This is a genomic window from Bacillus cereus group sp. BfR-BA-01311 (genome assembly GCF_022664295.1).
Lineage (GTDB): Bacteria > Bacillota > Bacilli > Bacillales > Bacillaceae_G > Bacillus_A > Bacillus_A cereus.
Window position 1 is genome coordinate 447,090 of sequence record NZ_JAKUHC010000005.1, and the last position, 14,300, is coordinate 461,389.

Here is a 14,300-nt window from a genome sequence, read left to right on the forward strand (position 1 = left end):
ATTAACTTCACATTTTGGACAAGCATAATACAATATATGAAAATTTATAGTAGATAGTGCATAAGCGTTACTATTACGAATAAGGCAATGAATAATAATAAATACTATATGGAAAAAGCAGTTAGGTAACTGCTTAGTAGGTTCTCCAAGAGCAAATAGGCGCAAAATTATTGCACTCTCAAAAAGATCACTATAGATAAGTGCTCTTTTTGAGAGTGAGTATAAATTTCTATCATTCTATCTAGTATTTGCACTGTATTATGTAGTTGCTACTAAAATTGATGTGAATTTTTAAAATTAGAGGTTTCTTTTAATGAAACCTCTAAAAAGACAACTAAATTTACGTTATAGTAAATTCAATTGCGATAGGAGTGCCTCCATCTAGGACTGCTCCTCCTACAATAGTAGCAGCTGTAGTAGTCACACCAGTAATAGTATCACCTGTTTGAATAACACCATTAATATAAAGTGTTAAAAAGGCATAAGAAGCAGGGAATGTTGTTACAGCACCAGTGTCATCAGTGAAGTCTGTGTTAGCAAAAGTTAAATCTGCACCAGCAGCAGTTCCTGTTGCTGCTGTACTTACAAATCGTCTTCCTGCTATAAAAGGTTTAACGATAGGCATTTATATTCACCCCTTTTTGAGAATTAACTTAGACAAGTTTTTTGAAAGTTTTGTCCTGTATCGTATATTATGCTGTGCTTCTACTAAGAGATACGGCTTGTATACTAGGAAAAAAGTATAATTCTTATGTGTTTATTAGATGTCGTATAAATTTAAACAAAATAATCCTTTTAAAGTAAAGCAAACAGAATATAATCCGGCTAGAAAACTAGAGGGCACTGATTCATTAAAGCAGTTTTAGGAATAAGTGTCCTTTTTATTTTGAAAAGGGAGATGGGAGAATGAAGGCGTTAAAGGATCAGTTACGTGGATGGAAAAAGCAATCCAAGCAAGGAAAGAAGAAAAACAAGAAAAAACAAAAGAGAAGTTAGGCACTCGTGAAATTGAGGATTTAATGGGGATACATAGACCTTGTTACGAGCGTAGACGTGGAGCATTAAGACAAAAGTAATTAAAAAATAAAAAGGAGTGGTCTTGCATGACTAAACAATTATCTTTCTTACCAAAAATCGATAGAGTAGCAACGCAGAAAAAATTAGAAGGTGTTCTCGAAAATGTACGTTTATATAGACAGTTTGGAATGATGCGTGAAGAAATGAAAGTCACTCCTTCTTATGAAATTAGATATCACGGACCTACAAATGATGTAGGAAAGCCATTAGAAGATGTAGCGATGGCTAATATCCAACAAAGTAAAAGAGAAGAGTGGATTAAGCAAACATCATTTTGTATTGACCAGTTTCTTAGTCGTTTGGGTAATGGACGTGTAGGAAAGGATCAAAGAGACATCATCATTAAGCGTTATTTAGAAGATGAAGATGTATGTGATTATATGATATATAACGAAATCGGCATGAGCGAGCGTACTTATCGACGTGTTAAGGCAAGAGTATTTTATAAACTTGCTTTTGCTCTTAGATTAGAAGTTTATGAGACTGAAGAAACTGGAGGTAATGAATAATGAATTTTGTTCAGCCAATACGTGATCTAGAGCAGATACAGCAACTAAAAGATTATTTTAAAGAAAAGAGCTTACGTAATTACATTCTCTTCATTATGGGGATTAATACAGGTCTTAGAATCTCGGATATTTTGAAACTAAAGGTAGGAGATGTCAAAGGTAGTCATATATCTATGAGAGAAAAGAAAACAGGAAAACAGAAACGAATACAAATTACTGCAGCACTGAAAAGAGAACTTAAATAGTTTATTGAAGAAAGAGAAGATAATGAGTACCTATTACAAAGTAGACAAGGTAGGAATCGTCCGATTGGTCGTAGCATGGCATATAAGATATTAAGCGGAGCAGCGGCAGAGTTTGGATTAGATGAAATCGGAACGCATACCCTAAGAAAGACGTACGGGTACCATATGTACATGCAAACAAAAAACATAGCATTACTCATGGAGATATTCAATCACTCGTCAGAGAAGGTCACGTTACGTTATATAGGTGTAAATCAAGATGCAATGGATAAAGCAATGACTAGGTTTAAAATCTAATCATTGCTTATTTCTTTTTTTATTTAGGGGTATCGCACATACCTATCAACTTAAGAATTTTATAACACCCCAAAACAAAAAATGTACATTTTTACATGAAGATGTCAATTTTCTTGTTTTTGGGGAAATCTGTACTGTTAAGTTAATGGACATGGGGTATACAGCCAATGTACTAACATAAAACCCACGCTAAGGAAAAGAAAACTTAATATAAAAGGATTCCTTGTGTAATAAAAAGGATTACGATTAATAATGTTACAGTGATTACATAACAAATTCTACTTTATAAAAAAGCAGGAAAGTTAAAAGCTCCAGTTACTCTATGCTACAATCGATCCATCTTGAGTAAGAGAAGTAATTTTTAGATAATTAGCTATATTATTTGTTGATTAAAAATACATAATATTGTATATTTATAACTTAAAAGGAGGGATATTCTTGGAGATAAAATTTGCTAAGGTATCAGATGCACAGACTATACACAACTTAATGATTAAGGCGTTTATGGAATATAAAGACGAAGTACCACCTTCAAGTGCTTTGGAGGAAACTGCACAGTCCCTTTTAAGTGCTTTAAAAAACGATGAGCAGGCTTTAATAAGTTATGTTGATAATCAGCCAGTTGGAATGGTTCGTTTTCAATTAAAAGAAGAGGGTTTATATTTTTATAGACTTTCAGTAGTTCCAGAAAAACAGGGTTTTGGTATTGCGAAAAAAATATTAAGATTTTTAGAAGAATTCGCAATAAAAAAAGGAGTGGCTATGATATTTTGCAAAGTTCGTATGACTGTGCCTAAAAATATAAAGTTATATAGTTCAATTGGTTATGAAATCTATAATGAGGAAGTTGTAAATAAACCAAACGGCATAAATATAAAAGTTGTTTCTATGATAAAAAATCTCAAATAGGGGTCACTATATATGCCCATCAACTTAAGAGATTTTAATACTCCTAATTACAAAAAAACGTTATTCTTTCTAAACAAGCTAGATTAGAAAGAATGACGTTTTCATATAAATCTTTCGATTAAAGATGAACTACAACCATTTGTGGAAGAATTACAGCGATATGTTACACCTGTATTTTTAGAAGAACTAGCAAGAGAAATATTTGCGTTTTTTGATGTAGAAGACGGTGTTGATGAAGCTGTACTTGTTCCAATTTCATTAAGAGAAGCTGAGCGTTTAATCTGTAGAGGAGCAAGACGATGTACAGTTATTAATAGATAAGAGTAAGCCTTTTGGGAGCTAAAGAGGTTTCATTTTGTGTAGCTTCTTTTAAGAATAATGATGTAAATATGAATATCCTCTAGAGTACTTAACTGGAGGATATTTTTGTAGACTTCTAGATGTATTAACTACCAATAATCAATAATTATGTAAATCAGCTTTCCATATGGGAAGCTGATTTTATTTTTCCGCATAGCGTAGGTTATTTTGCAAAATGCTGGAGGTATCCCTATACAGTTACTCATAATTTTTGTACTGTGTAACTCAAAAGGGAAAATTAAATGAAATCAATGATACCAAGGGATTCAGTGAAGGGGTCAGTTACACACAATATAAGATATGGGTAATTCATAGAGAACTTGAAATAATATATTAATTACTTAATGAAAATAGTATGGATTAAGACAATAATGATTTTGAATTGCTAAATTAGAGTAAGAAGATATAAAAGATTGAGTTTAAATAGAAAACTTTAAAATTATTAATCTGTATGTAACGATTAACAAATTGGATAACGGCATTTTTATCAAAAATGGAAAAGTTGATATAAAAGCACATAACCGTTTACGGCCCAATACATATAGTGTCAGTGTAGTGATAAGCAAGTACAAAGTGATTGCAATGAAAAAAGTCATTTTTATATTAACTTGTTTTCATTACAAGCAGCATTAATAGAACTTCTGTTAGAATTATGAAATTTACCTTTATATAGGATAGGGGGGAGTATCTTGGCTACAGGAAAAGGGTATGGCTATGGTTATGGTTGTGGCGGTGGATTTGCATTACTAGTCGTGTTGTTTATTTTGCTTATTATCGTTGGTGCTGCTTGTTTTTGTTAGTTTATAAAGTTTATTTTTTCTAGAAAGGAGGAGAGTATCTTGGCTGCAGAAAAAGGATATGGACATGGTTGTGGTTTTGGCGGCGGATTTGCATTACTAGTCGTGTTGTTTATTTTGCTTATTATTGTTGGTGCAAGCTGTTGGGGTGGGGGATATGGTGCTTAAGTAAATCCTATTCTAAGATTAAACTGTGGATTACTTCACATCATGTGAAGTAATCCCTTATTAATATAATATAATATATGTTTAGGACTATCAATATGTTCGTTGTGAAAGGAGAAAAAAATGGAATCTAATCCATATTTTCACAAAGATGTTTCGTACCAAACTATAGCTATTCCAACAAACGAGGTAATTCAGAAAAAAATTCGTATTATAACGGTCGAAACCATTACACTTCCTCAACAGACTAACGAATTAACTAATGAAACTCCAGATAAAACTCCAGATGAAACCCCAGATAAAACCCCAGATGAAACCCCAGATGAAACTCCAGATGAAACTCCAGATGAAACTCCAGATAAAACCCCAGATGAAACCCCAGATGAAACTCCAGATAAAACCCCAGATGAAACCCCAGATAAAATTACAGATGAAACCATTAATAAACAGAAAAATAACCCATCAGATTCTTCGCCATTTCAAATTAACATTCCGTATTTTAATATAAAAATAACTTCAACAGAGATATTAAGTGTTGCTAAATCTGTATTTATGCAAACGCTACTTAAAAAAATTCAAGATCCGGTATTTTTAATGAATCTAATGAATAGTGAAGGCGGAAAAAAACTACTTAATTTAGCAGGTAATTTTTTTAAAGATAATGGTACGAAATCAGAAAACGATAATGATGAAAAATGAACTCATTCTATATTAATTCGAATCTTTCGACATCTCTGTTTTTATGGATACTATATTAAAAAGAAGATGGAAATTTTAAAAAAACTTCTTTTATTAAGGTAATATTGTTTATTTCCTTTGTTATTATAAAGGTATCTTATACTATGAATCTAATAAAAAAAAGTGACAGGATAATGGCCGTTTTTTGGCAGAAAATGTGTCGGTTGTTTTGGAGGTAACGTGTTATATTTGTATTGTGAGTAATGTGAAACATTGCTCGAGATCCTTTTGATAATTGAAATTGGATAGTTATAACTAACAAGGGTGATTGCATATTGGACGGACAGTATTTCTTGCTTTTACATTCAATTGTAAATTACGTTACGTAGGTGAAGGACAGTGGAAGAGAAGATTAAAGAATATGTAGATGGGATTTATGAATCTGTTAAAGAGTGGGTAATTACAAGGGAGATAATATCAACGACAATGTTACAACGTAGATTTAGAATCGGGTATACGAGGGCTGCTCGAATTATTAATAAATTAGAAAAAAATAATATTATCGAGCCAAGAGAAGATAGAGGACCGAGAAAAGTTTTAGCAAATAAATAGCATCCAGTGGGTGCTTTTTATTTTGTATAGGAATGAGGGATCGGAAGTGAAATAATAACATTTAAACTTTTAAAGCAATATAAAATTGATCCAAATAAAATCCAATCGTTAGATGATGTAATTACTACTTTAAGAAATGTAACGATAAATGTTAATGATGAAGAAGTATTTTAAGGTATTGACTATCTAATTGAAAAGGGTGATGAGTAAATGGGATTAACTAAACAAGAACAAGCAATTATAATTGACATGTTTATTTCGATGTTGGGACCAGGCGTTGTAAATAAACGCATCAATAAACAGAAGTTAGAAAGTGTCGTTCCGATCTTTAATGAAATAGATGGAAGATAACACAACGCCAAAGCAAAGAAGAGAAGCAATGGTTAGTTAGATAAAACTATGGATGAGTGCCTGAAGAGCAAGGAGTGAGACAAATGGATGAAAAACAACCTTTGTTAAACATTATATTATCAGATATAGATGCTAAACCAATAGTTCATTACAAAGGTAAACAGATAGATAGAAAGTTACGGGTTGCATTTGATTGGGAATCACAATCGATTGATAAGATTACTAGGACATACATTCATATTGAACATGTACCATCTAATAATAAACGCTGCAATACTAAGATCATTCAACATAATCATCCTATTGTGGAAGAACAGGTAGAGCTTTATCGGTTATGAAAGAGTTTAAATCCAAACAACAGAAGCGTAAGTTCTATGACAGTGTCGAGTGGAAGAAGCTACGTGAACAAGTAAAGAAGCGTGACAACTATGAGTGTCAGGAATGCAAAAGAAATGGGCGAGTGCAAACAGATACCAATGAATACAGTGAGAGTGCAAAACGTAAGAAAATCCAACTCGTTGTCCATCATATAAAAGAACTAGAACATCATCCAGAACTTGCACTTGAAATAGATAACCTTGAAACCGTCTGTGTTAATTGCCACAATAAAGAACACGGTAGAACATTCAAAAAGAATCAGAATAAATGGGAACATGATGAAAAGTGGTAAAAATGATTCATTAATAATCCCCCCCTTAAAATATTTCATAAAAAATTGCTCTAAGGGGCACCGGAGGAGGGGGTCGTTTTTCCGGATTTTTAAGTTGTATCGTATAGGACCCCTACCCAGTATGAAAATATGATTGAATCGAGGTGATATTATGGCGGATATTGATGAGCGTGAGGTGCTAGTTAACAAAGAAAAAAATCGTTTGAAAAGATTATTTAAAGACATCCCACCTAGTAAGTTAAAAGTGGTTGAAGGATTAATTATTCAGGCAGCAAGATTACGAGTTTTATTAAATGAGATGTGGATGGATATATCTGAGAATGGTGACTATGAAATGTTCTCACAATCTGATAAAACAGAGCCGTATGAAAGAGAACGACCTGTTGCCCGGTTATATAATACCCGTGATCAATCATATCAAAGGGTTATTAAACAACTAACGGATTTGTTGCCAGAAGGAAATAATAAAAAAGAAATTAAGAAATATTCGGCAAGTGATTTAATATGATTGTTCATAAGTATGTAAGTGAATATATAGAACTATATGAAATAGGAACAGTGGTATTAAATAAAGAACGTATCATGCTTATAAATTATTTAAAGCAAGATATATTAACCCGAAATGATTTACATTTTGATGTGGAATTAATTCATAAATGTGTAACTTTCATAGAAAAGTGGCATTTCAAATTAAACTCCTTTCAGAAATTTTTAATAGCATTTGTGTTTTTGTTTGATGAATATGAGGATGTTTATTTTGATCAACACTTCTGGATGATGGCAAGGGGTGCTGGTAAAAACGGATTGATTAGTACATTGACACACTTCTTTATTAGCGAATTGCACGGTATTGAGCATTACAACGTATCAGTAGTTACTAATACAGAAAGGCAGGCTAAAACTTCTTTTATTGATGTTTATGAAAAGAATAAAAAACATGAAATATTAGACGAGTTATTTGTATCAACAAAACAATTGATAACAAATAAAGCTACTCGTTCGACTTTTGAATTTCATACGTCTAATGCAGGGAGTAAAGACTCGTTAAGGGATGAGTGTGTTATTTACGATGAGATACATAGATATGAAAATAGCGATGTTGTAGAAGTGTTCTCTAGTGGTTTAGGTAAAGTTCCTAACTCTAGGGGATTTTTTATTACCACAGATGGATTTGTTCGTGAGGGTTATCTTGACAAAATGAAAGAGCGAGCTATGAATATCCTGAAAGGGAAAAAAAGAAGATAGATTGTTTCCTTTTATTTGTAAGCTTGATAACGCTGAAGAAGTTGATAATCCTGATATGTGGGAAAAAGTAAATCCGATGTTTAGTAAGCCAATGAGTCAATACGCTAGAGGATTGTTTAAGAAAGTTATGCGTCAGTATAAAAATCTAGAAAACGATTCGTCTAATAGAGAAAATTTCATGACTAAGAGAATGAATATACCAGAAGTAGATTTAACAAAGTCTGTAGCTTCATGGGAAGAAATCATGCGTACTGGTTTTGAAGAAGATGGAGAAACGCTCAGAGAAGTTCCTGATTTAAAACATAAAGTAGCTGTAGGGGGACTCGACTTTGCCAGTATCAAAGACTTTGCTGCGGTTGGTTTACTATTTAAACAGGGTGAAGATTATATATGGAAAGGTCATTCATTTGTACGTAAAGGATTCTTGGACAAGGTGAAATTAAAAGCACCTATATATGAATGGGCTGAAAATGGTTTACGTGGTATGGTAATAAATTCAAGCGCAATTTGCTTTGGATAAAAAAGTATTTGAGTTAAATCTAGAGCATGTATTAATAGTATCATGAAGCTTGTAAGAATGATAAAACTACCCCAAAAGAAACTTTTTGAAGTGTTGCGGAAATCTTTTATTAAAGAAAAGAATGAAAAAAATGCGGTAACAATGAGAATAAAAAATTTATACTTATCAGCCATTGTGATCCTCTTAAAGAGCAGTAATTTATAGTATATCGTATTTTTCAATATTATTATAAAAAGATTTTAAAGTGAATAATAAGAAAAAAATAAAGCCATAACTTAAAATCTTAGTTTAGGTTCTATTGTTTGAATTCTTTGTTTTATAAGGTATAAAATCTGAAATTGAAAATTTTCCAAATGAACTACCATTTTTTATTTCTGATCCAACATCAAGTGCTTAATGAAATGGTATCAAAGATTATAGGTTAGTGATACGAGATTAAATAAGAGGAATTTCCGTGCAGCAAGAGTTCTAGCTCAGATTTCTACTAGAGAAAAGTATTTAGTTGGAGTTGGTATGTTAATAAAAAACGGATGGATGTCGAAACTAAATATTCATGACATTAAGGACAAAGATCAGAAAATATAATTTGGTATTCTGGGAATAACCGGAGATCCGTAGTTAAGGTTGCATAGTATTTGTATTTTTTTTCTAATTTTTCAATTGTTGTTAAGTGATGAGAACCTAATCCGCGTCGTACACTATGTTGAGAAAGAGTCGGCCCGATTTGTAATTTTCGTTTTTTCATTGCATCGTTCCATGGACTATAAAAAAATTTAAAAATAAAAGTAGGTTCCATGTAAATGCTATAAGGATAATGCGAACCATGTCTCCCGACTCTATAGTTCCCGTGCGAATTATTGTAAATTAATCTACCGTTAAGATATAGTTGGTTTGGATTAGGTTGAATTATTATGCCGTGATAACGTTGTTTAACAAGCGGAGAGCTATATCTTGGATTAGTGTAGCCATGAGTCGGTTCATCAATCATCATAATCATTCTTATTGAAAACATATTGCCGCCCATAGTGTTAAGTGATTTGAAAAATTGTTCTTTATTATAACAGCACAGGAATTCTGTCGTATTCAATACCATTTTCCATCCTGTAATCTCTCTTTCAATTTCCATAACTTCTTGATCAACTAAATAAGCATCAAATTCGAGTGATTTTGAGTTTCGTATTTCCCAATTAGGAGCGAATGTTTTACAGATTTCAACTGAACGATCAGTGGATCCACGGTTAATAAGAATGCCATGATCAAATAGCTTTGTATGGTGCATTAACCACCATGGAAGTAGATATTCTTCATTGTAAAAATGAGAAATTAAAGTAGTCTTAATCAAAATCACCTCCGTATTTAACCTGCTTCTTATTTAATATGATATGGAAGGAAACCTATTGTTAGAAGGTTTCCTCTTAAAAGTTTTAAACCACATAGGGTATGTGGATGGATTAGTATGTAAAGTAGTCTGATTGATAAAGAGTGGTATTAAAAAGTACAAAATCTAAAATGAGCATCGAATTAGTGTATAACGATTGAAACGGCACTGAAAACTAATAAAACAGCCATGATGATGTTAAATAATTGATTATGTTTTAATAAAAGTTTTTGGAACATGGCACCAAAAAGGCTCCAACTAAATGTACTCAGTAAACCGACTATACCTAGAAATAATGAGAAAAGCAGAAAACTTGAATATGAATTGTAGTAGGGGAGTATAAAAGTAGAGACTACTGTGAGTCCGAATAATATTCCTTTTGGATTAACAAATTGAATGAAAATACCCACTGTAAATAAGTTTTTATTATTTTTTTCATTGTGATCTGCACCGCCTTTACTAGTGATTATTTTAAAGGCTAAATATAGCATATACGCGACACCTAAAATTTTTAAAGGAAATTCAATTATAGGGATAATATTAATTAATACAATATTAAAGAAACTGCATAAAGAAATAAGGATGAAAAAACCGAATGCTACTCCAAAGCAAAAGTTTATGCTTCTCTTTAATCCATGTTGATTTGCGTATGTCATAGCTAAGAAATTGTTGGGGCCAGGTGTGAAGCTACTTATAAATACAAATAACAAAAAAGAAAATATAGGCATTTCAAAACCCCCATTTTTTGTATGTTATAATGACCAAAAAGAACAATATGACGTGTGCTTTTTATTATACATAACGGTCGTTATATTGTATACAGTGTAGGAGTGTTTTTTATGGAAGAAATTCAACTTATTCTGGCAAAAAATTTAAAATCAATACGTGAAAAAGAAAAATTAAGTTTAGAAAAGGTCTCTCAATTAACAGGTGTAAGTAAAACAATGATTGGACAAATAGAAAGAGGAGATTCAAGCCCGACACTAACAACAATATGGAAAATTGCTAATGGTTTGAAAGTATCATTTACCTCTTTAATCAATAATCCACAGCCTGATACGAAAGTAGTTTTACGAAATGATGTTCAAGTATTGTCTGAAGACAATGGGAGATATAAGGTGTATCCCTCATTTCCTTTCCAAGATGATAGGAACTTTGAAATCTATATGGTTGAAATTGATACAGAAGGGAAATTAAGTTCAGAAGCGCATAGAGAAGGAACAGAAGAGTTTATAACGGTATTTGAAGGGAAATTGACAATTGACATAAATGATTGTCAATATACGTTAAATAATGGAGACTCAATTCGCTTTAAGGCGGATAGACCGCATACTTATACTAATTCAGGAAGAACATTAACTCGGTTAAGTATAACTATTTATTATCCAGCTTTATAAGCTGGCAATAATATAAAGAGTAAAAGTAAATGTGTATTGTTAAAACCATCTATAAGAGATGGTTTTATTTTTTTGAATATAAAAAAAGACACTCAATTGAGTGTCAATGTAGTATTGCTCTCGCGTATAGGATTGGAGATGTTCCTCAAATACATATTGAGATGGTCTGTAAAAAAGAAACGATCTTCATCTTTAATGTAACATCGACATGGGGGAAGTGTAAATTGATAATATATATACGGAAAATTTAGTATAGATGTTTTCTACTATGGATATAGTACAATTTACTTTTATTACGTAATCACTATCGTAATATTTACCAATTGAGTATTTAAGTTGTTTATTATAAAAAGAATGAATCATTTTTTAATCGATTCGTATAATTGTAAGAGAGGCACCTGTTGATCCACCTCCAACTAAATTCACGACAGATAATATACCAAATAATTGTAGTGAAATTGTATTACCAGCATTTAAATTAGTAATTAAATTATTACTATAATTTGAAGTTGATAAAGCGGGAGAAAAAATAGAGCCAGAAATTGGCGTAGAAGCGTTTAGTAGTAGTCTAGTTCCAGCAAGTAGAGCGGTTGTCGTATTAACTTGGTAGGTTAAATGATATCTTCCAGTTACAGGAATTGTAAATACGTCATTTGAAGCGTTAACTGTAAAATTACCAAGACTGTGGTTATTTGAAAGTGGAATGTTTGTTCCTCCTAATATGACTGAAACAGGACCACCTGATGTATTATTAGCGAACATAGAGTTTGTTGTAACGATTGACCCAGTACTTCCGGTAGGGCCAGTACTCCCGGTAGATCCAGTACTTCCGGTAGGGCCAGTACTTCCGGTAGATCCAGTATTCCCGGTAGGCCCCGTAAGCCTGTAAGGGAAAATAATGTCAAGAGCCATTGACATTAATTCCTTTTTTCTAATTTCATTATTATCTTGAATATAAATCACCTCAACTTTTTAAATAAGAATGTTATAGATTTAGTACTTTTTAAATAGAATGATTAATTTATTATATTAATTAAAGCGGTTATAGCAACGGTAAAATGTTTAATATATGTAATAATTCTTTGGGAAGAAAAAAGAGAATAGTTATAAAGTTATTCTTTAATGATAGGGTCATAATGATGTGTATAAATTAAAAAACATGTGGAATGAGGTGTTAAATTGAAACGCAATGACAATTTATCATTGAATAAGGGGATGATAGGACCAGAAAATATTGGACCTACATTTCCGATTCTTCCACCAATTTATATTCCAACCGGAGCAACAGGACCAACTGGAATAACGGGACCAACCGGAATAACAGGACCAACAGGAGCAACCGGACCGACTGGAATAACGGGGCCGACCGGAATAACGGGGCCGACCGGAATAACAGGACCGACGGGAGCAACCGGACCGACTGGAATAACAGGAGCAACAGGGATAACAGGACCAACTGGAGAAACGGGAGCAACCGGAATAACGGGACCGACCGGAATAACAGGAGCAACCGGAGAAACGGGGCCGACCGGAGAAACGGGGTCGACCGGAGAAACGGGGCCGACCGGAGCAACAGGACCAACCGGAGTAACTGGAGCAACAGGTCCAACTGGGGGTAATGGCCCTATAACAACAACCAATTTGTTATATTACACTTTTGCGGATGGAGAGAAGCTTATATATACAGATGCTGACGGGATACCTCAATATGGTACAACGAATATTTTGTCTCCTATTGAAGTTTCTTACATTAATTTGTTTGTTAACGGAATACTGCAACCACAACCATTATATGAAGTGAGTGCTGGTAAATTAACTTTATTGGATACGCAACCACCATCGCAAGGATCTTCAATTATATTACAATTTATCATTATTAATTAAAAGGACAGATCCTTAATGAAAAGGAATCTGTCCTTTTTGTTTTATATTTAAATAGTTAAAATTAAGTGAAGGTACATTCAATTTCTAGTTGTCATAAATGGTTGACTGATAGGAATTTTAACTTCAATTCTTTTTATAGTGTATGGGAATAAAATATAGAATGAATTTTTCAATATATTTTATATGAGAGTTCTCTATAATACAAATGGCTTCATGTTTAAAAAGAGAACACAATCTTAGTAAAGAAATAATGTATATTTATATAAAAAAATGGCACTGTTAATTGTTTAGTATATTCAAATTAATATGTGTATTTAAACCTAAGAGATAAACGTGGAAAAATAAAATAAACCCGTAAGTTTAGGTATTTAATCTAAGCAGTCAATTATTAAAAACATATAATTAATATGTGAGTCATGAACATAATTAAATAACGTTTTTAAGTTTAATTATATTTCATGTTTCCTATTTTAAGTCAATATATAACATATTTTTTTACAACTTTATGATCCTTATAATAGGAAAAACTCAAATATAAAACAAGTAAGGAGGACATAAATGACAAACAATAATTGTTTTGGTCATAACCACTGCAATAATCCGATTGTTTTCACTCCAGATTGTTGTAATAATCCACAAACAGTTCCAATTACTAGTGAGCAATTAGGTAGATTAATTACTTTACTAAACTCTTTAATAGCGGCTATTGCAGCGTTTTTTGCAAATCCAAGTGATGCAAACAGATTAGCTTTACTCAATTTGTTTACTCAACTATTGAACTTACTAAATGAATTAGCACCTTCTCCAGAAGGGAATTTCTTAAAACAATTAATTCAAAGTATTATTAATTTACTACAATCTCCTAACCCAGATTTAGGTCAATTGCTTTCTTTATTACAACAATTCTATAGTGCTCTTGCACCATTCTTCTTCTCTTTAATTATTGACCCTGCAAGTTTACAACTTTTATTAAACTTATTAACTCAATTAATTGGTGCTACTCCAGGAGGAGGAGCAACAGGCCCAACAGGTCCAACAGGTCCAGGAGGAGGAGCAACAGGTCCAACAGGTCCAACAGGTCCAGGAGGAGGAGCAACAGGTCCAACGGGAGACACAGGTCTAGCAGGAGCAACTGGAGCAACAGGTCCAACAGGAGATACTGGAGCAGCAGGCCCAACAGGTCCAACGGGAGACACAGGTCTAGCA

18 protein-coding genes and 4 pseudogenes are annotated in these 14,300 nt (G+C 32.7%); 17 read left to right on the forward strand and 5 right to left on the reverse strand.

What is annotated here, in order from left to right:
- Positions 1 to 340: 340 nt before the first annotated feature.
- Positions 341 to 625: a DUF4183 domain-containing protein gene (locus MR136_RS15460; protein WP_001123247.1), complete on the reverse strand. Its 285-nt coding sequence runs from the start codon at positions 623 to 625 to the stop codon at positions 341 to 343.
- 310 nt (positions 626 to 935) lie between these two features.
- Between MR136_RS15460 and MR136_RS15465 the strand changes: the two genes are divergently transcribed.
- The 14 genes and pseudogenes from MR136_RS15465 to MR136_RS15530 form a co-directional block, all read left to right on the forward strand.
- Positions 936 to 1,076 carry a hypothetical protein gene (locus tag MR136_RS15465; RefSeq protein WP_170879407.1) on the forward strand — a complete coding sequence of 47 codons (141 nt, stop codon included), beginning with the start codon at positions 936 to 938 and terminating at the stop codon, positions 1,074 to 1,076.
- Positions 1,077 to 1,103: 27 nt separating this feature from the next.
- Entirely contained in the window at positions 1,104 to 1,586 is a 483-nt protein-coding gene (locus MR136_RS15470) for an ArpU family phage packaging/lysis transcriptional regulator (RefSeq protein ID WP_061457184.1), read from the forward strand.
- Positions 1,586 to 2,128: pseudogene (locus MR136_RS15475) on the forward strand (site-specific integrase). The gene MR136_RS15470 and the pseudogene MR136_RS15475 overlap by 1 nt, the downstream one beginning before the upstream one ends.
- 438 nt (positions 2,129 to 2,566) lie before the next feature.
- Positions 2,567 to 3,037: a GNAT family N-acetyltransferase gene (locus MR136_RS15480; RefSeq protein WP_061457186.1), complete on the forward strand. Its 471-nt coding sequence runs from the start codon at positions 2,567 to 2,569 to the stop codon at positions 3,035 to 3,037.
- Between the two features lie 141 nt (positions 3,038 to 3,178).
- Positions 3,179 to 3,358, forward strand: coding sequence for a hypothetical protein (locus tag MR136_RS15485; RefSeq protein WP_017674070.1), 180 nt, complete (start codon positions 3,179 to 3,181; stop codon positions 3,356 to 3,358).
- A gap of 725 nt (positions 3,359 to 4,083) precedes the next feature.
- Entirely contained in the window at positions 4,084 to 4,197 is a 114-nt protein-coding gene (locus MR136_RS15490; RefSeq protein WP_370658443.1) for a YjcZ family sporulation protein, read from the forward strand.
- A 39-nt stretch (positions 4,198 to 4,236) separates the two neighbouring features.
- A complete protein-coding gene (locus MR136_RS15495) occupies positions 4,237 to 4,362 on the forward strand; it encodes a YjcZ family sporulation protein (protein WP_153016482.1) in 126 nt (41 codons plus the stop codon).
- A 120-nt stretch (positions 4,363 to 4,482) separates the two neighbouring features.
- Positions 4,483 to 5,058, forward strand: a complete 576-nt coding sequence (locus MR136_RS15500) for a hypothetical protein (RefSeq protein WP_061457187.1) — start codon at positions 4,483 to 4,485, stop codon at positions 5,056 to 5,058.
- Positions 5,059 to 5,436: 378 nt separating this feature from the next.
- Positions 5,437 to 5,649 carry a DNA translocase FtsK gene (locus MR136_RS15505; protein WP_017674065.1) on the forward strand — a complete coding sequence of 71 codons (213 nt, stop codon included), beginning with the start codon at positions 5,437 to 5,439 and terminating at the stop codon, positions 5,647 to 5,649.
- A 210-nt stretch (positions 5,650 to 5,859) separates the two neighbouring features.
- Positions 5,860 to 6,078: pseudogene (locus MR136_RS15510) on the forward strand (hypothetical protein).
- A gap of 17 nt (positions 6,079 to 6,095) precedes the next feature.
- A pseudogene (locus MR136_RS15515) lies at positions 6,096 to 6,338 on the forward strand (hypothetical protein); the annotation flags it as partial.
- Positions 6,335 to 6,670, forward strand: coding sequence for an HNH endonuclease (locus tag MR136_RS15520; RefSeq protein ID WP_017674061.1), 336 nt, complete (start codon positions 6,335 to 6,337; stop codon positions 6,668 to 6,670). The pseudogene MR136_RS15515 and the gene MR136_RS15520, both read left to right, overlap by 4 nt.
- A gap of 151 nt (positions 6,671 to 6,821) precedes the next feature.
- Complete coding sequence (locus tag MR136_RS15525; RefSeq protein WP_000763336.1) at positions 6,822 to 7,178, forward strand: hypothetical protein; 357 nt, start codon at positions 6,822 to 6,824, stop codon at positions 7,176 to 7,178.
- Positions 7,175 to 8,405: pseudogene (locus MR136_RS15530) on the forward strand (terminase large subunit domain-containing protein); the annotation flags it as partial. The gene MR136_RS15525 and the pseudogene MR136_RS15530, both read left to right, overlap by 4 nt.
- Here MR136_RS15530 and MR136_RS15535 read toward each other — a convergent pair.
- The 3 genes from MR136_RS15535 to MR136_RS15545 all read right to left on the reverse strand — a co-directional run bounded on the left by MR136_RS15535 (position 8,315) and on the right by MR136_RS15545 (position 10,541).
- Complete coding sequence (locus MR136_RS15535; RefSeq protein WP_078421179.1) at positions 8,315 to 8,608, reverse strand: hypothetical protein; 294 nt, start codon at positions 8,606 to 8,608, stop codon at positions 8,315 to 8,317. The pseudogene MR136_RS15530 and the gene MR136_RS15535 sit on opposite strands and share 91 nt — an antisense overlap.
- 386 nt (positions 8,609 to 8,994) lie before the next feature.
- The gene (locus tag MR136_RS15540) at positions 8,995 to 9,777 is read right to left on the reverse strand and encodes a glycosyltransferase family 2 protein (protein ID WP_242259514.1); all 783 of its coding nucleotides are present in this window, start codon (positions 9,775 to 9,777) and stop codon (positions 8,995 to 8,997) included.
- A gap of 179 nt (positions 9,778 to 9,956) precedes the next feature.
- Positions 9,957 to 10,541, reverse strand: coding sequence for a LysE family transporter (locus tag MR136_RS15545; protein ID WP_078421177.1), 585 nt, complete (start codon positions 10,539 to 10,541; stop codon positions 9,957 to 9,959).
- Between the two features lie 54 nt (positions 10,542 to 10,595).
- On the opposite strand from MR136_RS15545, the gene MR136_RS15550 reads away from it, so the two are divergent.
- Positions 10,596 to 11,210 (forward strand): helix-turn-helix domain-containing protein, encoded by a 615-nt coding sequence (locus MR136_RS15550; RefSeq protein ID WP_139365854.1) that lies wholly within the window; start codon positions 10,596 to 10,598, stop codon positions 11,208 to 11,210.
- Positions 11,211 to 11,576: 366 nt separating this feature from the next.
- Here MR136_RS15550 and MR136_RS15555 read toward each other — a convergent pair whose 3' ends face one another.
- On the reverse strand, positions 11,577 to 12,173 hold the full coding sequence (locus tag MR136_RS15555) for a BclA C-terminal domain-containing protein (RefSeq protein ID WP_061457191.1): 597 nt from the start codon (positions 12,171 to 12,173) through the stop codon (positions 11,577 to 11,579).
- A 216-nt stretch (positions 12,174 to 12,389) separates the two neighbouring features.
- On the opposite strand from MR136_RS15555, the gene MR136_RS15560 reads away from it, so the two are divergent.
- A complete protein-coding gene (locus MR136_RS15560; RefSeq protein ID WP_242259515.1) occupies positions 12,390 to 13,094 on the forward strand; it encodes a DUF4183 domain-containing protein in 705 nt (234 codons plus the stop codon).
- Positions 13,095 to 13,652: 558 nt separating this feature from the next.
- The coding region (locus tag MR136_RS15565; protein WP_242259516.1) for a collagen-like repeat preface domain-containing protein at positions 13,653 to 14,300 on the forward strand (648 nt) is incomplete at its 3' end.

Excerpts from the sequence above, each read along its gene's own strand:
- MR136_RS15500 (WP_061457187.1), top strand. The coding sequence starts at position 4,483 with ATGGAATCTAATCCATATTTTCACAAAGATGTTTCGTACCAAACTATA.
- MR136_RS15520 (WP_017674061.1), top strand. The coding sequence starts at position 6,335 with ATGAAAGAGTTTAAATCCAAACAACAGAAGCGTAAGTTCTATGACAGT.
- MR136_RS15525 (WP_000763336.1), top strand. The coding sequence starts at position 6,822 with ATGGCGGATATTGATGAGCGTGAGGTGCTAGTTAACAAAGAAAAAAAT.
- MR136_RS15535 (WP_078421179.1), bottom strand. The coding sequence starts at position 8,608 with ATGGCTGATAAGTATAAATTTTTTATTCTCATTGTTACCGCATTTTTT.
- MR136_RS15470 (WP_061457184.1), top strand. The coding sequence starts at position 1,104 with ATGACTAAACAATTATCTTTCTTACCAAAAATCGATAGAGTAGCAACG.
- MR136_RS15460 (WP_001123247.1), bottom strand. The coding sequence starts at position 625 with ATGCCTATCGTTAAACCTTTTATAGCAGGAAGACGATTTGTAAGTACA.
- MR136_RS15465 (WP_170879407.1), top strand. The coding sequence starts at position 936 with ATGGAAAAAGCAATCCAAGCAAGGAAAGAAGAAAAACAAGAAAAAACA.
- MR136_RS15545 (WP_078421177.1), bottom strand. The coding sequence starts at position 10,541 with ATGCCTATATTTTCTTTTTTGTTATTTGTATTTATAAGTAGCTTCACA.